Below are 20,766 nucleotides of genomic sequence, written 5' to 3' on the forward strand. Positions count from 1 at the left end.
CCTCCGTCCCCTTTTTCTATTTCACCGAGCGGGCGATGGCGTACTGCGCGCCGTAGTAGGTGGACAACACCAGCAAGCTGGCCAACGGCAGGCCACCGGCGAAGCGGTCCCAGGCCAGCAGGGAATCGCTGGCCACGAACAGCAATGCACCAGCGGCGGCCCAGCGGGCGCTGCATGGTTCCGGCGCCGCCGCTTGGGGACGCGCCCATGTGCGCGCGAGCGCCAGCACCGCCATCGACGCCAGCACCACCACGTAGGCCAGCACCGGGATGCGCATTGGCACCGGCAGGTGCGGCCACAGGCCCATCACGTTGAGCACGGCGAATACACCCAGCAGCACGGCAGCGCCGAACAGCCCACGCCCGGCACGCAGGCCCTCGCGGAAAGCAACGATGTAGCAGACATGCGCCAGCAGGAACGCGACCAGCCCCGGCACAAACGCGTCCATCGGCAGCATCAGCGCGATGTCGCCCACGCACGACAGCAGCATGCCGGCCAGCACCACGCGCCGGTAGAACGGCCGCGCTGGATCATGCACGCGCCAGGCGATGGCGGCGATCAGCAGCGTGGTCGCCGGCTTGGCCAGCCAGTGCAGCCAACGCCCGTCGCCATGCAGGAACGCGCCGACGATGGCGAGGACCGCCATCAGCAGGATCACGCCATCGCGCGCGCGCGGTTTCATCGTGCTTTCCACAGGTCGGCCAGGCGGTCGGGCTTGCCAGTAATTCGCTCCAGCACCGGGTACTGCAGGCCACCGTGGTAGTCGATGTTCATCGTCTCGATCCGGTCGAACTGCTTCACCAGCAGCACGATCGGCGCCTTGTCCTTGGCCGCAGCGGCTACCGCATCCTTCAAGCGCTGGCTGCTGTACTCGCGTCCGCCCACGGCGATCACCTTCATGCCCGGTGCCAGCCCTGCATTGAACGCCGGGCTGTCCCAGATCACATCACCGACCGAACCGCTGTCGAGCACGGTCGCGCCCAGCGAGTAGGCCAGCAATGCCGCCTTGGCGCGCTTTTCCTGCGCCTTGTAGGCGTCATTCGGGGCATCGCGGTAGACCAGCTTCCAGCCGGCCAGCTCCAGGCCACCGGTCAACGAACCGTGGCCATCCAGGCGGCCGCGCAGGAAGGTCGCCCAGTCGTACGGCGCGATGCCGTTCAAGGTCGCCACCACATCGTCGAAGGTGTACGGATTGACGTCCCAGTCGCCATTGCCGACGCCGAAGAATGCATGCGCGAAGTCATCCAGGCTGCGGCGGTTGCCACTCAGCTCGCGCAGCTTGCCCTCCACTTCCAGCCACAGCATCTGGCCACCGGAGTAGTAGTCCTCGCTCATCTGGTAGTTGCGGTAAGGCAAGGTGCGGCGCTGGGCGATGGTCGGGTCGTTGGTGGTGTCCTGCAGCGGGCGCCAGGCCAGGCCCGGGCGGCCGCGGTCATAGGTCGCGGCCACATTGGCCAGCATGTCGCGCGCCTGTGCGACCGACCACAGCCCCGAGCGCGCGGCCAGCACCTGGCCCCAGAACTGGGTCTGGCCCTCGTACACCCACAGCAGGCTGTCGCCCATCGGCACGTTGAAATTGGCGGTGGCCAGGTCGGCGCCGCGACGGTACTTGCCGTTCCAGGAATGGGTGTACTCGTGCGGCAGCAGGTCACGCATCCACGCGTTGCTGTCCCACTCGGTGAAGTAGCCCGGATCGGCACTGTTCTCGCTGGAACGGTGATGCTCCAGGCCGATGCCACCGAGGCGGTCGGTCAATGCCAGCAGGAACTCATAGTGGTTGTAGTGGCGCGCACCGTAGAGCTTGTCGGCCTGCTGCACCAGCGCGCGGTGCATCGTGATCTGCGCCTCGCTCGGCTTCAGCGACTTGGCGTCGTCGGCAAACACATTGAGGTGCACCGGCACCTTCGCACCCGGGTCGAGATCGATGCGCTGGTAGTGCTCACCGGCGAACAACGGCGAATCGACCAGATGGTCATACGAGATCGGCTTGAACACTACGGTATCGCCATCGCGTCGCGCGGTTTCAAGCGCAGTGGCGAACGACCAGCCCTTGGGCAGGGTCACGCTGGCCTGCGCCTGCAGCTGGCGCGCATCGACGCCGGCCGGGTACAGCGAATTGGCGTTCCACTGCAGGTTGAGCATCTCCGGGGTCATCACCACCCGGCCCTGGCTGCCGCCCTGCGAGGACAGGAAGTCGAAGTGGGCGACGATCTCGCTCACGTCCTCGGGCACGTCCACCTTGAAGGCATAGACGTTGTACTGGTCGCGCTGCCAGGCCAGCGGCTTGCCGTTGGCGGTAACGCGCAGGCCGGCCAGCTTGTCGATCGGGCCGGTGGGCGAATGATTGCCGGGAATCCACTGCGGGTACAGCAGGGTCATCGGGCCGGGCTTGGCCGGTACGGTGGCGGTCACCTTGAAGATGCGACGGGCCAGGTCGCGTGCGTCGACGTCGATGCGGAGCAGGCCGGGGGCAGCGGCGCTCGGCGATGGCGAGGTCTGCGCCAGTGCAGGCGTGGCCGCCAGCGCGAACAGCAACGACATCGCCAAGGCTCGGGTCTTCATCGGGCAACTTCCAACAACGGAGAATCTTCCGATGCTAGGCCTGTAAAGTGCCCCGCCCCATGGCCAAAGGTCATGGGCGGGCCGCTCATCCACGCATGCCAAAAAGCGTGCGAACCAAGGTTCGCACCCACCAGAGCAGTTTCAGTAGATCCACGCCATGCGTGGATGAGGCGCTTCCCGGTCAGTCGACCAGGCGCAGGCGCAGTTCCTTCGGCAGCGCGAACACCATCGATTCCGGTTCGCCGTCCAGCTCGCCCACGCCGCTGGCGCCCAGCTCGGCCAGGCGCGCCAGCACGCCATCGACCAGCACCTGCGGCGCCGAGGCACCTGCGGTCACGCCGATGTGCTGCTTGCCTGCCACCCATGCCGGGTCGATCTCGTGCGCACCGTCGATCAGGTACGACTCCACGCCTTCACGACGGGCCAGCTCGCTCAAACGGTTGGAGTTCGAGCTGTTCGGCGAACCGACCACCAGCACCAGGTCGCAGCGCTTGGCCAGATCGCGCACGGCGTCCTGGCGGTTCTGCGTGGCGTAGCAGATGTCGTCGTTCTTCGGGCCCTGCATCGCCGGGAACCGCTCGCGCAATGCATCGATGATGCCGCGCGTGTCGTCCACCGACAGCGTGGTCTGGGTGGTGTAGGCGAAGTTTTCCGGCTGGTTGATGTGCAGCGTGGCAACCTGCTCCACGTCCTCCACCAGGTAGATCTGGCCGGTACCGGCTTCGCGGTTCCACTGGCCCATGGTGCCTTCCACTTCCGGGTGACCGGCGTGGCCGATCAGCACCACGTCACGGCCGGCACGGCAGTGGCGGGCCACTTCGAAGTGGACCTTGGTCACCAATGGGCAGGTGGCGTCGAACACCTTCAGGCCACGGCGTTCGGCTTCCTGGCGCACCGCCTGGGACACGCCATGCGCGCTGAAAATGACCGTGTTGTTGTCCGGCACTTCATCGAGTTCTTCGACGAAGATCGCGCCGCGCTGCTTCAGGTCGTCGACCACGAAGCGGTTGTGCACCACTTCATGGCGGACGTAGATGGGCGCGCCCAGCGTTTCGATCGCGCGCTTGACGATCTCGATCGCACGATCGACACCGGCACAGAAACCACGCGGGTTGGCGAGCAGCACATCCATCAGTTCAATCTCCCGGCAGCGGCCGGCTTACGGTTTCGGATTGGCATTATCCGCCTTTTTGGCGGACTTGCCGTCGAACAGGCCAAACAGGGCGATGCCGATGGCACCCACCACGATGGCCGAATCGGCGATGTTGAACGAGGGCCACGTGTAGCTGCCCACGTACCACTGGATGAAATCGACCACATGACCATGCACCTGGCGGTCGATCACGTTGCCGATCGCGCCGCCGATGATCAGCGCATACGGCACGGCCGCCTTCCAGTTGCCACGGGCGGTGCCGCGCAGCCACCAGGCCATCAGGCCGCTGATGACGATCGCCAGCACGGTGAAGAAGTGCTTCTGCCAGCCACCGGCGTCGCTCAGGAAACTGAACGCCGCACCGGTGTTGTAGGTGCGGTACCAGTTCCAGAAGCCGTCGATGACCACCACCGGCTGGAACTCCGGCAGGCTCGACAGGACCCAGGCCTTGGACCACTGGTCCAGCCCGATGATGGCCACCGACAGCAGCAGCCAGACCAGGGCGTTCGGATGCGGACGGGGCGCGGCCATCAGAACCAGCTCCGCACTTCACCGGCACCGGTGATGTTGCTCACGCAGCGGCCGCACAGTTCCGGGTGGTCGGCATTGCCGCCGACGTCGGCGCGGTGGTGCCAGCAACGCACGCACTTGGCCTTGGCGGTCGGCTGGGCGCTGACGAACACCTCGTCGGTGGTCGCCGGGCGCACCTGCACGTCACCACTGATGAACAGGAAACGCAGTTCATCGGCCAGCGGCTGCCAGCGCGCGGCCTGCTCTTCGCTGGCGGCGATGGTGATCTCCGCTTCCAGTGCCGCACCGATCGCGCCATTGGCACGCATCGGCTCGAGCACCTTGGCCACCTGCTCGCGCACGGCCAGCAGCTGGTCGAAATCGGCGGCGTTGAGCTGGGCATCGGCCGGCAGCGGCGCCAGGCCGTCGTACCAGGTGGTGAACAGCACGTGGCCGGCGTGCTCGCCCGGCAGGTAGCCCCACAGCTCGTCGGCGGTGAAGGTCAGGATCGGTGCGACCCAGCGGGTGAACGCTTCGGCGATGTGGTACATCGCGCTCTGCGCCGAACGGCGACCGTGCGAATCGGTCGGCATCGTGTACAGGCGGTCCTTGGTCACGTCCAGGTACAGCGAGCCCAGGTCCACGCTGCAGAAGTTCAGCAGCAGCTGCACGATCTCGGCCATGTTGTAGCCGTCGTAGGCTGCCTTGATCTTCTCCTGCAGCTCCCACGCGCGATGCACGATCCAGCGGTCCAGCGCGACCATCTGGTCGAGCGGCTGCAGGTGCTGGGCCGGATCGAAACCGTCCAGGTTGCCCAGCAGGAAGCGTGCGGTGTTGCGCAGGCGGCGGTAGGCGTCGGCGTTGCGCTTGAGGATCTCCTGCGACAGCGACATCTCGTTGCTGTAGTCGGCCGAGGCGATCCACAGGCGCAGGATGTCCGCGCCCAGCTTGTTCATGATGTCCTGCGGCTCGATGCCGTTGCCCAGCGACTTGGACATCTTGCGGCCGTGCTCGTCCACGGTGAAGCCGTGGGTCAGGCACTGCTTGTACGGGGCGCGCTTGTCGATCGCCACGCCGGTCAGCAGCGAGGACTGGAACCAGCCGCGGTGCTGGTCGGAACCTTCCAGGTACAGGTCGGCCGGCTTGCCGAAGCCACGCGCGGCAAGCACGCCTTCATGGGTCACGCCCGAGTCGAACCAGACGTCGAGGATGTCGGTGACCTTCTCGTAGTCGGCCGCTTCAGCGCCCAGCAGTTCGGCGGCATCCAGCGAATACCACACGTCGATGCCCTCGGCTTCGACGCGGTCGGCGACCTGCTGCATCAGCTCCACCGAACGCGGGTGGATCTCGCCGGTCTGGCGATGGGTGAACAGTGCGATCGGCACACCCCAGGTGCGCTGGCGCGAGATGGTCCAGTCCGGACGACCGTCGACCATGCTCTGGATGCGCGCCTTGCCCCAGGTCGGGAACCAGCCGACGGTGTCGATGGCGGCCAGCGCATCGTTGCGCAGGTTGGCCTTGTCCATCGAGATGAACCACTGCGGGGTGGCGCGGAACACCACCGGCGTCTTGTGGCGCCAGCAGTGCGGGTAGCTGTGGCGGATCGGATGGAACGCCAGCAGCGAACCGTTGTCGCGCAGCACGCCGACGATGGCCTCCTGCGCCTTCCACAGGTGCTGGCCAGCCAGCACCACGTCACCGGCCGGCGGGGTCGATTCCAGGTACACGCCACGGCCGTCGATCGGGGTCACCTGGCCGGCGTTGTACTTGTCCAGCAGGCCGTACTTCTGGCTGACCACGAAGTCTTCCTGGCCATGGCCGGGGGCGGTGTGCACCGCACCGGTACCGTCCTCGTCGGAGACGTGGTCGCCATTGAGCACCAGGATCCCGCGCTCCGGGTAGAACGGGTGCGCCAGCAGCTGGTTCTCCAGAGCCGCACCGGCGGTTTCACCGTGCAGCACCACTTCGTCCACGCCGTAGCGCTGCAGTGCGCGCTCGGCCAGCGCGGCGGCCAGCACCAGCCAACGGCGCTTGCCGTTGTGCGCCGGGCCCTCGGCCAGCACGTAGCGGATTTCCGCGCCCAGCGACACCGCCAGCGAGGCCGGCAGCGTCCACGGCGTGGTGGTCCAGATCGGCACGGCCACTTCGACGTCGGCCGGCACGCTCACGCCGAACGCCTGGCCGATGGCCTGCGCATCACGCGCGGCGTAGGCCACGTCGATCGCCGGCGATTCCTTTTCCTGGTATTCGATCTCGGCCTCGGCCAGCGCCGAGCCACAGTCGAAGCACCAGTACACCGGCTTGGCGCCACGCACCAGGTGGCCGTTGGCCACGACCTTGGCCAGCGCACGGATCTCGTTGGCTTCGAAATCGAAGCTCAGGGTCTTGTACGGGTTGTCCCAGTCACCGGTCACGCCCAGGCGCTTGAAGTCCACGCGCTGGATGTTGATCTGCTCTTCGGCGAACTCACGGCACTTCTGGCGGAATTCAACCGCGTCCAGCTTGGTGCCGACCTTGCCCCACTTCTTTTCAACCGCGATCTCGATCGGCAGGCCATGGCAGTCCCAGCCCGGCACGTAGGGCGCATCGAAGCCGGCCAGGTAGCGCGACTTGACGATGATGTCCTTCAGGATCTTGTTGACCGCGTGGCCCAGGTGGATACGGCCGTTGGCGTACGGCGGGCCATCATGCAGCACGAACAGCGGGCGGCCGGCGGCGTTGTCGCGCAGCTGCTGGTAGAGCCCCTGCGCTTCCCACTGCGCCAGAATGCCCGGCTCGCGCTTGGGCAGGTCGCCGCGCATCGGGAATTCGGTGGCTGGCAGGTTCAGGGTGGTCTTGTAGTCCTGGCTCACGCAGTGGCTCGCAATCTATGTTCGGAAAGGATGGCGCGCGCCTGTTCGGCGTCGCGGTGCATCTGGTCGGTCAGCGCCGCCAGATCATTGAATTTCTCTTCGTCGCGCAGCTTGGCGACGAACTCCACGTCGATGTGGCGCCCGTACAGGTCGCCCTGGAAATCGAACAGGTGGGCTTCCAGCAGTGGCTCCAAGCCCTCCACCGTCGGCCGGGTGCCAAAACTGGACACCGAAGGCCACGGCTGGTCGAACACACCGTGCACCCAGGTCGCGTAGATGCCCGACAGCGCCGGGGTCTTCGGGAACCGCAGGTTGGCGGTGGGGAAGCCCAGCGTACGGCCGAGCTGGCGCCCGCGCACCACCCGGCCGCTGATCGCGTACGGACGACCCAGCAGGTCATTGGCACGGGCGAAGTCGCCCTCCTGCAGCAGCTGGCGGATGCGGGTGCTGGAAATGCGTTCGCCGTGCAGGTCAACCGCTTCGATCTCGCCGGCGGTGAAGCCCAGTTCGGCGCCCATCTTCTGCAGCAGGGCCAGGTCGCCACGGCGGCGGTTGCCGAAGCAGAACTCCGGGCCGATCCAGACTTCGCGGGCGTTCAGGCGCTGCACCAGCAGCTGGCGTACGAAGGTCTCGGCCGGCATCGCTGCCATCGCCGCGTCGAAGCGCAGCAGGCCGATCGCATCGACACCGAGCTCGCGCAGGATCTCGACCTTGCTGCGCGCCAGGGTCAGCCGCGGCGGCGGCGTGCCCTGGGCGAAGAATTCACGCGGCAGCGGCTCGAACGCCACGGCCACGGCGGCCACGCCCAAGGCGCGCGCGCGGGCAACCGCATGGCGGACCAGCGCACGATGGCCCAGATGGAGGCCGTCGAATGCACCGATACAGACCACGCTTCCGTTCGGGAACAGCTCCCCGCCCTCGACGCTTCTGAACAGCCTGCTCATCAACTCTCGTTCCGGCCCGACCGGGGCCGCCGCTTCAATGGTGTAACCCTGAAGTATAGCCGCCACAAGCGGTGATCAATGCCCGCGCAGGTCGCGCGGACGGAAGCCCATGGCCACCATGGCCACCGCGTAGGTGGCGACGCCACCGCCGACCAGCAGCGCCAGGCTGCCGATCCGCTCCCAGACACCCATCGCGGAGAACGCTGGCAGCCAGTACAGCAGGGCCAGCAGCACACCGACCATGGCCGCGCAGGCCAGCAGCAGGCGCAGCAGATAGCCACCCCAGCCCGGCCGGCGCTGGTAGACGTCGGTCTTGCCCAGCCAGTACCACAGCAGGCCCAGGTTCAGGTAACTGGACAGTGCGCTGGCAATGCCCAGCGCCAGGTGCAGGCCCGGCTGCTTGCCGATGGCCGCCATCACGCCCTGCGCCTTCAGCTCATCGGGCACCATCACCTGGTACAGCACCGCCAGCAGGGCGAAGTTGAACACCATGTTGGCCACCAGCGCGGCCACACCGGCGCGCACCGGAGTCTTGGTGTCCTGGCGGGCGTAGAAGGCCGGCAGCACCACCTTCAGCAGGGCGAACGCCGGCAGGCCGAAACTCAGGCCGTACACCGACAGCGCGGTCATGCGGGTATCGAAGGCGCTGAACTGACCATGCTGGAAGATGGTCGCGATCAGCGGTTCGGCCAACAGCAGCAGGCCCAGCATGGCCGGCACCGAAATCAGCAGGGTCATGCGCAGCCCCCAGTCCAGCGAGCGCGAGAAGCCCTCGCGGTCGGTACTCACGTGGTGGCGGGCCAGCGCCGGCAGGATCACCGTGCCCAGGGCCACGCCGAACACGCCCAGCGGCAGCTCCAGGAAGCGGTCGGCCAGCGACAGCCAGGACTGCGAGCCGTCGGTCAGCTTGGCCGCGATGACCGTGTCCAGCAGCAGATTGATCTGCGCCACCGACGAGCCGAACAGGGTCGGCACCATCAGCGTCATCACCTTGCGCACGCCCGGATGGCTCCAGCCCCAGCGCGGCAGGGTCAGCAGGTTGATACCCTTCAGCGACGGCAGCTGGAACAGCAGCTGCAGGATGCCGGCGGCCAGTACCGCCCAGCCCAGTGCCAGGATCTGCTTCTCTGGAGTGCCGCCCAGCCGCGGCGCCAGCCACAGCGCACCGGCGATCATGCACAGGTTGAGGATGACCGGGGTCAGCGCCGGCATCGCGAAGCGCTGGAAGCTGTTCAGCGCGCCGCCGGCCAGGGCGGTGAGCGAGACGAACAGCAGGAAGGGGAACGTCAGGCGGAACAGGTCGACCAGCAGGCCCTGCTTCACCGGATCGGTATCAACGCCGCTTGAGAAGACCGAGGCCAGCTGCGGCGCGAAGATCAGCGCCAGCGCGGTGACCAGCATCAGCACCCCACCCAGGGTGCCTGCGGTGCGGGCCATCAGCTCGCGCAGTTCGGCGTGGCTGCGGGTTTCCTTCACTTCCGTGAACACCGGCACGAAAGCGGTGGCGAAGGAGCCTTCGGCGAACAACCGGCGCAGGAAATTGGGTACCCTGAAGGCAACCCAGAACGCATCGGTAACCGCATTGGTGCCGAACGTGGTGGTGATCACCTGGTCACGGACAAGTCCGAGCACCCGCGAGACCATGGTCATGCTGCTGAACGACAGCAGGCCTCGCAACATCTTCGGTGAACTCACTCAGCGTCCCTCTTGACAATCGACTTGACGTGCATTTCTCGGGCCATCATACTAGCTAGCTTGCTGTTCCCATAACACCGATTTTTTCAGGAAACCACCACCGTGGCCAATATCAAGTCCGCCAAGAAGCGCGCCAAGCAGACCGTCGTGCGCAACGCGCGCAACGTGGCTCAGCGCTCGATGCTGCGCACCGCTGTCAAGAAAGTGATCAAGGCGCTGGACGCCAACGATGCCGCCGGCGCCGAAGCCGCCTTCGCCGTTGCCCAGCCGATCCTGGATCGCTTCAGCGCGCGTGGCCTGATCCACAAGAACAAGGCTGCTCGCCATAAGAGCCGCCTGAACGACCGCATCAAGGCCCTCAAGGCCGCCTGATCCGGCGTTGCCGCCCTGCCCTTCGGGGTTGGGCTGCAGACAAAAGCCCGGCCTCGGCCGGGTTTTTTGTTGCCTGCGATCCAGCTTATGTAGAGCCGAGCCCACGCTCGGCTGCCGTCTGCGCGGAAAGCCGAGCATGGCTCGGCTCTACAGGAAAGGCAGTCCCAACAAAAAACCCGGCCGAAGCCGGGTTTTTTGCACGGAACCACAATGGCATTACTGCGCGTTGCGGGCTTCCAGTTCGTCTTCCTTCTGGCGATCGAAGAAGGCCATGATCCGGCTCATGATCGGGAAGGTGCCTTCGCGGCCCAGCGCCGAGACCAGGAACCACGGCTCCTTCCAGCCCAGCTCGGCGACGATCTGCTCGGCCGCAGCCTTCGCTTCGTCTTCGAACATCAGGTCAGCCTTGTTCAGCACCAGCCAGCGCGGCTTCTGCAGCAGCTCCGGATCGTGCTTTTCCAGCTCGCGCTCGATGGCGCGCACCTGCTCGACCGGAGAAATCCCTTCCACTCCACCTTCCATCGGCGAGATGTCCACCAGGTGCAGCAGCAGGCGGGTGCGCTGCAGGTGGCGCAGGAACTGCGCACCCAGGCCGGCGCCATCCGCCGCGCCTTCGATCAGGCCCGGAATGTCGGCAATCACGAAGCTGCGGTAGTTCTCCACCTTCACCACACCCAGGTTCGGGTACAGCGTGGTGAACGGGTAATCGGCCACCTTCGGCGTCGCCGCCGAAACGGCGCGGATCAGGGTGCTCTTGCCGGCGTTGGGGAAGCCCAGCAGGCCGACGTCGGCCAGCAGCTTCAGCTCCAGCTTCAGCGTGCGCTCTTCGCCCGGCTCGCCCGGCAGCGCTTGGCGCGGCGAGCGGTTGGTCGAACTCTTGAAATGCATGTTGCCCAGGCCACCACGGCCACCCTTGGCCACCAGCAGGCGATCGCCGTGCTGGGTCAGGTCGCCGATGACTTCATCGGTGGCGACGTTGATCACCACGGTGCCGACCGGCACGGTGATGGTCAGGTCTTCGCCGCCCTTGCCATAGGCCTGGCGACCCATGCCGTTCTCGCCACGCTGCGCCTTGAAGATGCGGTCATGACGGAAGTCGACCAGGGTGTTCAGGTTTTCGTCGGCGCGGATGTACACGCTGCCGCCCGCACCGCCGTCGCCGCCGTCCGGGCCGCCGAGCGGAATGAACTTCTCGCGACGGAAGCCAATGCAGCCGTTGCCGCCGTTGCCGGCGAACACTTCGATTTCTGCTTCGTCTACCAGTTTCATTGTTTCGATGCCTGCGATGGGCGCGGCCTGCCAGCCGTCGCCTTGAATGTTATGCCAGCCGCTGGCCGGCAACCCGGCCTGGCCGGTCTTGCTTTCACTCTAACGAAAAGCCCCGCCGAAGCGGGGCTCTTCATGCAGCACCCCCATGCCGAGGCACGGGTGCCGGCGATGCCTGGATCAGGCGTCGGCCGAGACGATGCTGACGGTGCGACGCTTCTTGGCGCCCTTGACCGAGAACTCCACCTTGCCGTCCACGAGGGCGAACAGGGTGTGGTCACGGCCCAGGCCAACGCCCGAACCCGGGTGGAACTGGGTGCCGCGCTGACGCACGATGATGTTGCCGGCTTCGATGGCCTGGCCGCCGAAGATCTTGACGCCCAGGTACTTCGGGTTGGAGTCGCGACCGTTGCGCGAGGAGCCTACGCCCTTTTTATGTGCCATGACTGCTTCTCCTGATGCTTAGCCGGCGATGCCGGTGATCTCGATTTCGGTGTAGTACTGACGGTGACCCTGACGCTTCATGTGGTGCTTGCGGCGACGGAACTTGATGATCCGGACCTTGTCAGCACGACCCTGGGACAGGACCTTGGCGGTGACGGCAGCGCCCTTCAGCGCATCGCCCAGCTTCACGCCGTCGCTGTCACCCAGCATCAGGATGTTGTCAAACTTGATCTCGCTGCCGACTTCGACTTCGAGCTTTTCAATGCGGAGCTTTTCGCCCTGCGCCACGCGGTATTGCTTACCGCCGGTGACCAGTACTGCGTACATGACCAGGCCTTCCTCTGTAGTTATTGTGGTCTGAGCTGCCGCCATCGAGGGCGGACAGGAGCGGAATTGTACGCAGATCAGCGGGCGCGGGTCAAGTCAACCCCTGAACGGCCTGGAGGCCGGGCCGGAACGGGGTCAGATCCCTCTTCACGTGATGAAAAGGGATCTGACCCCTGCCTGTCGGCCTGTCTCATCAGGTGAGACATCGGGCTGGCATTGTCGCCCATTGCCCCCATCTGGTCACCTCGGTAGGCTGACCGATTGCCGTTCCCTGCTGGCCCGGCACCCAGCCAACGCCCCCACAACCGGATCCCCCATGGCGATGGATTTCATCCGCATCCGCGGCGCGCGGACGCACAATCTGAAGAACCTCGACCTCGACCTGCCCCGCGACAAGCTGATCGTGATCACCGGCCTGTCCGGTTCGGGCAAGTCCTCGCTGGCGTTCGACACCATCTATGCAGAAGGCCAGCGCCGATACGTCGAGTCGCTGTCGGCCTATGCGCGCCAGTTCCTGAGCGTGATGGAAAAGCCGGACCTGGACCACATCGAAGGCCTGTCCCCGGCCATCTCGATCGAGCAGAAGTCGACCTCGCACAACCCGCGTTCGACGGTCGGCACCATCACCGAGATCTACGACTACCTGCGCCTGCTGTACGCCCGCGTCGGCACCCCGCGCTGCCCGGACCACGGCTATCCGCTGGAAGCGCAGACGGTCAGCCAGATGGTCGATCAGGTGCTGACCCTGGACCCGGAACAGCGCTACATGCTGCTGGCGCCGGTCATCCGCGACCGCAAGGGCGAACACGCACAGGTGTTCGACCAGCTGCGCGCGCAGGGCTTCGTGCGTGTACGCGTGGACGGCGAGCTGTATGAAATCGATGCGGTGCCGCCGCTGGCGCTGCGCCAGAAGCACACCATCGAGGCGGTGATCGACCGCTTCCGCCCGCGCGAGGACATCAAGCAGCGCCTGGCCGAGAGCTTCGAGACCGCGCTGAAGCTCGGCGATGGCATGGCCTCGGTGCAGAGCCTGGACGCCGCCGACGCCACGCCGGCACTGTTCTCCTCCAAGTACTCCTGCCCGGTCTGCGACTACTCGCTGCCGGAGCTGGAACCGCGTCTGTTCTCGTTCAACGCACCGATGGGTGCCTGTCCCGGCTGCGATGGCCTGGGCATCGCCGAGTTCTTCGACCCTTCGCGCGTGGTCGTGCATCCGGAGCTGTCGCTGGCTGCTGGTGCGGTGCGTGGCTGGGACCGTCGCAACGCCTACTACTTCCAGCTGATCGCCTCGCTGGCCAAGCACTACAAGTTCGACGTGGACGCCGCGTGGAACTCGCTGTCGGCCAAGGTGCAGCAGGCCGTGCTGTACGGCAGCGGCGACGAAACGATCACCTTTACCTACTTCACCGAAGCCGGTGGCCGCACCCAGCGCAAGCATCGCTTCGAGGGCATCATTCCCAACCTCGAACGCCGCTACAAGGAAACCGAGTCACCGGCGGTGCGCGAGGAGCTGTCCAAGTACATCAGCGAGCAACCGTGCCCGGAATGCAACGGTGCGCGCCTGAACAAGGCGGCACGCAACGTGTTCGTGGCCGATCGTCCGCTACCGGAGCTGGTGGTGCTGCCGATCGACGAGGCACTGAAGTTCTTCAGCGAACTGAGCCTGCCGGGCTGGCGCGGCGAGATCGCCGCGAAGATCGTCAAGGAGATCGGCGAACGCCTCGGCTTCCTGGTCGATGTCGGCCTGGATTACCTGACCCTGGAGCGCAAGGCCGACACCCTGTCCGGTGGCGAGGCGCAGCGCATCCGCCTGGCCAGCCAGATCGGCGCCGGCCTGGTCGGCGTGATGTACGTGCTCGACGAGCCGTCGATCGGCCTGCACCAGCGCGACAACGAACGCCTGCTCGGCACCCTCACCCGCCTGCGTGACCTGGGCAACACGGTGATCGTGGTCGAGCATGACGAGGATGCGATCCGCCTGGCCGACTATGTGCTGGACATCGGCCCGGGCGCGGGCGTGCATGGCGGAGAGATCGTCGGCCAGGGCACCCTGCAGGACATCCTGGAAGCCCCGCGCTCGCTGACCGGCCAGTACCTGTCGGGCAAGCGCGCGATCGAGATCCCGGCGCGCCGGCACACGCCGAACCCGAAGATGACCCTGCACCTTCGCGGGGCGACCGGCAACAACCTGAAGGGCGTGGACCTGGCGATTCCGTCGGGCCTGCTGACCTGCGTGACCGGCGTGTCCGGCTCGGGCAAGTCGACCCTGATCAACGACACCCTGTTCTCGCTGGCCGCCAACGAGATCAACGGCGCCTCGCACCCGATCGCTCCCTACAAGGAGATCGATGGCCTGGACCTGTTCGACAAGGTGGTGGACATCGACCAGTCGCCGATCGGCCGCACCCCGCGTTCGAACCCGGCCACCTACACCGGCCTGTTCACCCCCCTGCGCGAATTGTTCGCACAGGTTCCCGAGGCGCGTGCGCGCGGCTACTCGCCGGGCCGCTTCAGCTTCAACGTGCGCGGTGGCCGCTGCGAGGCCTGCCAGGGTGACGGCCTGATCAAGGTCGAAATGCACTTCCTGCCGGACGTGTACGTGCCCTGCGACGTCTGCCATGGCAAGCGCTACAACCGCGAGACGCTGGAGATCCTGTACAAGGGCTTCAACATCAACGACGTGCTGGAAATGACCGTCGAGGATGCACTGAAGCTGTTCGAGCCGGTGCCGTCGATTGCGCGCAAGCTGGAAACGCTGGTGGACGTGGGCCTGAGCTACATCAAGCTGGGCCAGAGCGCGACCACGCTGTCCGGCGGTGAAGCACAGCGCGTGAAGCTGTCCAAGGAGCTGTCGCGCCGCGATACCGGCCGCACCCTGTACATCCTGGACGAGCCGACTACCGGCCTGCACTTCCACGACATCGAAGCGCTGCTGGGCGTGCTGCACAAGCTGCGCGACGAAGGCAACACGGTGGTGGTGATCGAGCACAACCTCGATGTGATCAAGACCGCCGACTGGATCGTCGATCTTGGCCCGGAAGGCGGCCACCGCGGTGGCACGATCCTGGTGACCGGCACGCCGGAAGACGTGGCGGCCTGCCCGCAGTCGTATACCGGCCAGTTCCTGGCGCGCATGCTGCCCTCCACCAACGCACGCCCGGAGCAGCCCGCCGCCGTGGCCAACAAGCCCGACGCCCGCCCGCCGCGCAAGGTGAAGCCGGAGAAGCCGGCAAAGAAGGCGGTGGCTTCCAAGAGCACCGGCAAGTCCAGCAAGACCGCTACTGCCAGCAAGAAGAAGAAGGACGCCTGATGAGCAGCGAACACAAGATCCTGGCCCGCATCCCGATCAGCGTGCGCTGGCGTGACATGGACAGCATGGGCCACGTCAACAACGCCAAGTACATTTCCTATCTGGAAGAAGCGCGCGTGCGCTGGATGTTGGGCGTTGAAGGCGTGTCGATGACCGACCGCATCGCACCGGTGGTGGCCGCGACCAACGTCAACTACCGGCTGCCGATCGTGTGGCCCAACGACATCCTGGTCGAACTGTTCGTCGAGCGCCTGGGCAACAGCAGCGTGACCATCGGCCATCGCATCGTCGACCAGCAGGACGACTCGAAGCTGTACTCCGACGGTAACGTGGTGGTGGTCTGGATGGATACGCAGACCGGCAAGAGCGCACCGCTGCCGGAGGCGATCCGCAGCGCGTCGAGCTGAACAGCAACGCTGCCGCACCTTGGAAAAAGCCGCTCTCGAGCGGCTTTTTCCTTGCCATTCCGCACAGGAACTCAGCCCACCTCCGGCTCTCCAAACTTCAGTGCATTGCCAACGCGTGCGATGGCGTGGATCGCCGGCAACAGTTGCGCCCCCAGGGCGGTGAGTGCGTATTCGATCGAAGGCGGCGAGGTATCGCGCTCGTGCCGGGTGATCATCCCCTTCAGCTGCATGTCGCGCAGGCGCGCCGTCAATGTCTTGGCCGTCACCGGCGCCAGATCGATGCGCAACTCTCCAAAGCGTCGTGGCCCCGCGCTCAGCGACCACACGATCTCGGCCGTCCAGGCACCCGCCAACAGTGCCATGCATTTGGTCAACGGACAGATGCTGCCCGGATCCTGCGCTTGGCTTTTTCGCACCTTCAAGCCCATGTCATTTGCTCCAAGTGGTTTCCAGTTGGAAACCCGATTCTCGCGTCGCGTTGCTGCCGGGAGCTCCTGCGCCCTGCAGTCGCCAGCATACTGGCCAGCCCCTCCCCCACGATGAAACAACGATGAAGCTCTACTACACACCGGGAACGTGTTCGCTGGCTGCTCATATCCTGCTGCGCGAACTGGGAATCGAGTTCGATATGGATCGAGTCGACCACGCCACCAAGCGCACCGAAAGCGGCGAGGATTTCCTCAAGATCAACGCCAAAGGCTACGTTGCCGCGCTGCGGCTGGACAATGGTGAAGTCCTGACCGAAGGCGCGGCGATCCTTCTCTACCTTGCCGATGTGGCGGGTGTTGAATTTTCGGTTCCGGTGAGTGCAATCGGCGCGGCGCGCTTGCACGAATGGCTGGTCTACATCGCCGCCGAACTACACCCGACATTTGGTCCGCTGTTCCATCCCGAGTCGGATACAGTGCTGGAACGGTCCAAGCAGCGACTCTACCGGAAGCTGGACATTGTCGAATCCGGCTTGTCCGATGGCCGCAGATACCTGTTGGGCTCGTCCATTTCCATTGCCGACATCTACCTGTTCGTAGTGGTCAACTGGACAGGGCATCTTGGTATCGATCTCACCCCCTGGCCCTTTACCCAGGCACTTCTGCAGCGAGTCAGTGAACGGCCTGCGGTGAAGGAGGCCATGACCTTCGAAGGGCTGCTGTAAGGCACCACCCGGGGCGTCCACTGTACGTCCCGGCTCCATCCGCATTAGTGCAGCGGTGGTCTATCCTTGCTGCACGCCGCTGGCATTCATGGCCGGCACAAGTGCAAAGGACTGACATGATCCACCAGACTGAACTGCGCGACCTGCTACCCGGCATGGTCCCCTTCCCCACCGACGTCTTCCCTGCCGACCAGGCCTGGCTCGGCCAGCATCTGCTGCCGCTGCTGAAGATCGACCTCGGCCTGCTGCGCCCGGAACTGGCCGGCCAGCTGGCGACCATGCTGTGCCCGATCGAACCCTATGAAGGATTGATCGGTGAGTGCACCGAAGCGCACCACAACGATCTCACCGCCACCAACTGGATTGCCTTCGAACTGACTGCGGACAACCGCATGCGCTTCCTCGGCAACGAGGGCTACTTCCAGGGCAACGCAATAGAAGACGAAGACGCGCGTGCGCACATCGCCGAGATGCGCGACAGCCATGCCAAGGCCAGGGCGTTCTTCCAGCAGCATGGCAAGCTGGCCAGCTACTCGCGCTATGGCGATGGCGAGCCGGGCGAACAGGCGTGGCTGGATACGCTGGGTGGGCAGATCTCGACCGGCAACTGGATCGAAACGACCGACGTTCCGCCAGCCTTCGCACTGGAATTCACGGCGGCGGCCGACGACTGGGATGCACCGGAGGACACGGAACGGGCCATCATCACCCGTGACGGCAGGAAATTCTTCGCCGTGGCCGAAGTGGCCGGCTACAACTGGTGTGCGGCCGGCGCCGATGCCATCGTGATGCTGTACGAGCCGGTGAGCCGCACGGTGCTGTTCTCGTACGACTGGTCGTAAGCCCCACAGCGCTGCGCGCTCGCCGGGCCATGCCCGGCGGAACCGGCGCCGCGTTACGGCGCGGCCTTGCGCACGGTCAGTGTCGCGCTGGCCTCGCCACCGCCCTCCAGCTGAAGCCGCAGCGGCACTGCCTGCCCCTCCTTCAGCGCGCCCTTGCCCTGCATCAGCATCAGGTGCAGGCCGCCGGGCTTGAGCTCGGCGCGTGCACCCGGTGCCAGCGGCAGGCGCTCGATCGCGCGCATGCGGCTGACGCCATCAACGATCGTGGTCTCGTGCAGCGACACATCACCGAAGCCGCTGCTGGTCGCACCGGTGATCGCCACTGCCTTGCTGCAGCCGTTGTGGATCACGCCATAGCCGGCGGTCATCGGCATCGCCGGATTCGGTGGCAACCGCGCCCAGCCCTGCTCCACCGTGACGCAGGCCGGTTCCGCCGCCGAAACCGATGCTGCGGCCGCACACAGAACCAACAGTACGCCAACGAATGGTTTGGTTATCATCGTCCAGGTTCCTTCTTCGCAACGAGACCGCAGCATGACGACGCTCATCGAGGTGATCAACCATGGCCCCATCCGCGAACTGCGCCTGGCGCGGCCGCCGGTCAACGCACTGGACACCGAACTGTGCCGGCAGTTGATCCATGCCATCGAGCTGGCCATGGCCGAAGACGCACACGGCATCGTGCTGTCGGGCAGCGAGCGCATCTTCACCGGCGGCATGGACGTGCCGCACCTGCTCTCGCACGGCGATGACAAGCACAAGTTGCTGGACACCTGGAACGCCTTCTTTGGCGCCGTGCGCACGCTGGCCGAGAGCCGCATTCCGGTGGTCGCGGCGATCACCGGCCACGCTCCGGCGGGTGGCTGCGTGCTGGCCCTGTGCTGCGACTACCGCGTCATGGCGCGCAGCGCCGATCCGTCGCGACCGTATGCCATCGGCCTGAACGAAGTGCAGGTCGGCCTGATCGCGCCGGAGGGCATCCAGCGCCTGCTGCGCCGTGCGGTGGGCGTGCACCGCGCCGGCGTCCTGCTGACCACCGGTTCGCTGGTGCCGGCCGAACAGGCGCTGCAGATCGGCCTGGTCGATGAACTGGCCGAAGGTGACCTGGTGGTGGCCCGCGCAGTGGCCTGGCTGCAGAACCTGCTCAAGCAGCCGCGCCAGCCGATGCTGCTGACCCGTGCGATTGCCCGTGCGGACCTGCACGTGGCGCTGCAGCCGGACCTGATCCAGCTCGACCGCTTCGTCGAGGCCTGGTTTGCGCCGGACGCACAGAACGCCCTGCAGGCGCTGGTCGCCCGGCTGGGCAAATAGCGGTTGCCCCGCCCGGGGTCAGATCCCTTTCGCCGGGCGAAAGGGAACTGACCCCTGACCGGTATAATCAGGCCCTCTTTCACTGCCGTGGCCGCCCCCTTGAACGACACGCCCGAACCCGTCGTCTCCGAGCTGATCGACCTGCTCACCCTGGAGCGGCTGGAGGACAACCTGTTCCGCGGGCAGAGCCGCGACATCGGCACCAAGTACGTGTTCGGCGGGCAGGTGCTGGGCCAGGCGCTGGCCGCGGCCCAGGCCACGGTCGACAACGGCCGCCATGTGCACTCGCTGCACGCCTACTTCCTGCGCGCCGGCAACATCGACCACCCCATCGTCTATGACGTGGACCGTACCCGCGACGGCGGCAGCTTCTCGGTACGCCGGGTGACTGCGATCCAGCACGGCAAGGTGATCTTCTTCTGCGCGGCCTCGTTCCAGCAGGCCGAGACCGGCGCCGAGCACCAGCACAAGATGCCCGAAGTGCCGCAGCCGGAAGACATCGAACCGAACCGTCCGCTGCCGGCCGAAGTGCTGGAGCGGCTGCCGATCAAGGTGCAGCGCTGGCTGTCGCGCGGCGGCCCGTTCGAGTTCCGCCATGTCTACCCGCGTGACGAACTGAACCCGCCCAAGCGCCCGCCCTACCACCAGGTGTGGCTGCGCCTGAGCGAGCCGGTCGGCGACGCCCCGGAACTGCACCAGGCACTGCTGGCCTATGCCTCCGACTTCCACCTGCTGGGCACAGCGACCTTCCCGCATGGGATCAGCTACTACCACCCGCACGTGCAGATGGCCTCGCTCGACCACGCGATCTGGTTCCACCGCCCGTTCCGCGCCGACGACTGGCTGCTGTACTCGCTGGACAGCCCCAGCGCGCAGGATTCGCGCGGCCTGGCCCGTGGCCAGTTCTTCACCCGCAATGGCGTACTGGTCGCCAGCACTGCGCAGGAAGGCCTGATCCGCGTGGTTCCCGACCAGGCAGCGGCCGCCGCCGTGCCGGCCAAGGACTGATCCGATGCGCCAGATCTTCAGCAGCCAGCGCGTGGAAACCGTCGAAGGCGTGGCCGAGCTCCTGCGCGGGCATGGCATCGACGTCAAGGTGACCAACGGGCGCTCGTACAAGACCCGCCGCCGTGGCCAGTTCAGCTACACCGACCTGGGCAACGCCAACGCCTACCCGGCGGTGTGGATCGTGCGCGCCGACGACCAGCCGCGCGCGCGCGAGATCCTGCGCGAGGCCCGCCTGCTCGACACCACCCGCCGCGACCACCCGACCGCCGAGTTCGCCTTCCGCGACACCGCCGAAACGACCGGCAGCGGCCGCGGCTGGGCCTGGCGCATCCGCATCGCCCTGCTGGTGGTGATCGCCGGCGTGGCGCTGGTGATCGGCCTGCGCCATCGCGGCACCCCGGCACCTGCCGCACCGGCCCCTGCCCCGCAGGCCCAGCCGCAGCAGGCGCAACCAGCCCCTCAGGCCGCGCCGGAAGAGGAAGAAATCCGGGTCCGTATCCAGCCGTCCAGATAAGAGGCGGTAGCGCCGGGCCATGTCCGGCGAGCACAGCGACCTGGCAGCGGGGCCGCGATTTCACCGTAACCCCTCAGGATTGGAGCCCCCTTGTTG

Annotated in this window: 20 protein-coding genes; 8 read left to right on the forward strand and 12 right to left on the reverse strand. The window is 66.2% G+C overall.

Going from position 1 to position 20,766, the window contains the following annotated elements; translation table 11 throughout:
• Positions 1-16: 16 nt before the first annotated feature.
• From AC13FN_RS01975 to murJ, 7 genes are all read right to left on the reverse strand, one after another.
• Positions 17-682 carry a lysoplasmalogenase gene (locus AC13FN_RS01975; RefSeq protein WP_478410750.1) on the reverse strand — a complete coding sequence of 222 codons (666 nt, stop codon included), beginning with the start codon at positions 680-682 and terminating at the stop codon, positions 17-19.
• Positions 679-2,562 carry a M61 family metallopeptidase gene (locus AC13FN_RS01980; RefSeq protein ID WP_478410749.1) on the reverse strand — a complete coding sequence of 628 codons (1,884 nt, stop codon included), beginning with the start codon at positions 2,560-2,562 and terminating at the stop codon, positions 679-681. Before AC13FN_RS01980 ends, AC13FN_RS01975 begins: the two co-directional genes overlap by 4 nt.
• Before the next feature lie 181 nt (positions 2,563-2,743).
• Positions 2,744-3,694 (reverse strand): 4-hydroxy-3-methylbut-2-enyl diphosphate reductase, encoded by a 951-nt coding sequence (gene ispH / locus AC13FN_RS01985; protein WP_019337505.1) that lies wholly within the window; start codon positions 3,692-3,694, stop codon positions 2,744-2,746.
• A gap of 27 nt (positions 3,695-3,721) precedes the next feature.
• Positions 3,722-4,246 carry a signal peptidase II gene (gene lspA / locus AC13FN_RS01990; protein ID WP_049434638.1) on the reverse strand — a complete coding sequence of 175 codons (525 nt, stop codon included), beginning with the start codon at positions 4,244-4,246 and terminating at the stop codon, positions 3,722-3,724.
• Positions 4,246-7,077: an isoleucine--tRNA ligase gene (ileS, locus tag AC13FN_RS01995; RefSeq protein ID WP_482984262.1), complete on the reverse strand. Its 2,832-nt coding sequence runs from the start codon at positions 7,075-7,077 to the stop codon at positions 4,246-4,248. The genes lspA and ileS overlap by 1 nt, the downstream gene beginning before the upstream one ends.
• Positions 7,074-8,021 (reverse strand): bifunctional riboflavin kinase/FAD synthetase, encoded by a 948-nt coding sequence (locus AC13FN_RS02000; RefSeq protein ID WP_049434634.1) that lies wholly within the window; start codon positions 8,019-8,021, stop codon positions 7,074-7,076. The genes ileS and AC13FN_RS02000 overlap by 4 nt, the downstream gene beginning before the upstream one ends.
• A gap of 75 nt (positions 8,022-8,096) precedes the next feature.
• The gene (murJ, locus tag AC13FN_RS02005) at positions 8,097-9,701 is read right to left on the reverse strand and encodes a murein biosynthesis integral membrane protein MurJ (RefSeq protein ID WP_482984261.1); all 1,605 of its coding nucleotides are present in this window, start codon (positions 9,699-9,701) and stop codon (positions 8,097-8,099) included.
• 117 nt (positions 9,702-9,818) lie between these two features.
• Here murJ and rpsT point away from each other — a divergent pair, with 117 nt between their 5' ends.
• The gene (gene rpsT / locus AC13FN_RS02010; protein WP_005408560.1) at positions 9,819-10,088 is read left to right on the forward strand and encodes a 30S ribosomal protein S20; all 270 of its coding nucleotides are present in this window, start codon (positions 9,819-9,821) and stop codon (positions 10,086-10,088) included.
• 216 nt (positions 10,089-10,304) lie between these two features.
• On the opposite strand, the gene cgtA is transcribed toward rpsT, so the two are convergent.
• The 3 genes from cgtA to rplU form a co-directional block, all read right to left on the reverse strand.
• A complete protein-coding gene (gene cgtA / locus AC13FN_RS02015) occupies positions 10,305-11,357 on the reverse strand; it encodes an Obg family GTPase CgtA (protein WP_010483324.1) in 1,053 nt (350 codons plus the stop codon).
• Positions 11,358-11,534: 177 nt separating this feature from the next.
• On the reverse strand, positions 11,535-11,798 hold the full coding sequence (gene rpmA, locus AC13FN_RS02020; RefSeq protein WP_005415704.1) for a 50S ribosomal protein L27: 264 nt from the start codon (positions 11,796-11,798) through the stop codon (positions 11,535-11,537).
• A gap of 18 nt (positions 11,799-11,816) precedes the next feature.
• The gene (gene rplU / locus AC13FN_RS02025; RefSeq protein WP_005408557.1) at positions 11,817-12,125 is read right to left on the reverse strand and encodes a 50S ribosomal protein L21; all 309 of its coding nucleotides are present in this window, start codon (positions 12,123-12,125) and stop codon (positions 11,817-11,819) included.
• A gap of 316 nt (positions 12,126-12,441) precedes the next feature.
• On the opposite strand from rplU, the gene uvrA reads away from it, so the two are divergent.
• Both uvrA and AC13FN_RS02035 read left to right on the forward strand, forming a co-directional pair.
• Complete coding sequence (gene uvrA / locus AC13FN_RS02030) at positions 12,442-15,435, forward strand: excinuclease ABC subunit UvrA (protein WP_217015434.1); 2,994 nt, start codon at positions 12,442-12,444, stop codon at positions 15,433-15,435.
• The gene (locus AC13FN_RS02035; RefSeq protein ID WP_049434629.1) at positions 15,435-15,842 is read left to right on the forward strand and encodes an acyl-CoA thioesterase; all 408 of its coding nucleotides are present in this window, start codon (positions 15,435-15,437) and stop codon (positions 15,840-15,842) included. Before uvrA ends, AC13FN_RS02035 begins: the two co-directional genes overlap by 1 nt.
• A gap of 71 nt (positions 15,843-15,913) precedes the next feature.
• Here the strand turns inward: AC13FN_RS02035 and AC13FN_RS02040 are convergent, their stop codons facing one another.
• Positions 15,914-16,270, reverse strand: coding sequence for a winged helix-turn-helix transcriptional regulator (locus AC13FN_RS02040; RefSeq protein ID WP_049434627.1), 357 nt, complete (start codon positions 16,268-16,270; stop codon positions 15,914-15,916).
• Positions 16,271-16,392: 122 nt separating this feature from the next.
• Between AC13FN_RS02040 and gstA the strand changes: the two genes are divergently transcribed.
• Both gstA and AC13FN_RS02050 read left to right on the forward strand, forming a co-directional pair.
• Entirely contained in the window at positions 16,393-16,995 is a 603-nt protein-coding gene (gstA, locus tag AC13FN_RS02045; RefSeq protein ID WP_049434626.1) for a glutathione transferase GstA, read from the forward strand.
• A 116-nt stretch (positions 16,996-17,111) separates the two neighbouring features.
• Entirely contained in the window at positions 17,112-17,837 is a 726-nt protein-coding gene (locus tag AC13FN_RS02050; protein WP_054171247.1) for a hypothetical protein, read from the forward strand.
• 53 nt (positions 17,838-17,890) lie between these two features.
• Here the strand turns inward: AC13FN_RS02050 and AC13FN_RS02055 are convergent, their stop codons facing one another.
• Positions 17,891-18,337 carry a copper chaperone PCu(A)C gene (locus AC13FN_RS02055; protein ID WP_217015432.1) on the reverse strand — a complete coding sequence of 149 codons (447 nt, stop codon included), beginning with the start codon at positions 18,335-18,337 and terminating at the stop codon, positions 17,891-17,893.
• Between the two features lie 34 nt (positions 18,338-18,371).
• Here AC13FN_RS02055 and AC13FN_RS02060 point away from each other — a divergent pair, with 34 nt between their 5' ends.
• The 3 genes from AC13FN_RS02060 to AC13FN_RS02070 all read left to right on the forward strand — a co-directional run bounded on the left by AC13FN_RS02060 (position 18,372) and on the right by AC13FN_RS02070 (position 20,670).
• Positions 18,372-19,148 carry an enoyl-CoA hydratase/isomerase family protein gene (locus AC13FN_RS02060; RefSeq protein ID WP_010483336.1) on the forward strand — a complete coding sequence of 259 codons (777 nt, stop codon included), beginning with the start codon at positions 18,372-18,374 and terminating at the stop codon, positions 19,146-19,148.
• An 87-nt stretch (positions 19,149-19,235) separates the two neighbouring features.
• The gene (gene tesB / locus AC13FN_RS02065) at positions 19,236-20,156 is read left to right on the forward strand and encodes an acyl-CoA thioesterase II (RefSeq protein WP_004148214.1); all 921 of its coding nucleotides are present in this window, start codon (positions 19,236-19,238) and stop codon (positions 20,154-20,156) included.
• A 4-nt stretch (positions 20,157-20,160) separates the two neighbouring features.
• Complete coding sequence (locus AC13FN_RS02070; RefSeq protein ID WP_054171245.1) at positions 20,161-20,670, forward strand: pathogenicity-like protein; 510 nt, start codon at positions 20,161-20,163, stop codon at positions 20,668-20,670.
• The last annotated feature ends 96 nt before the right edge of the window (positions 20,671-20,766 follow it).

The sequence above is a fragment of the Stenotrophomonas sp. 115C5 genome (assembly GCF_056861055.1).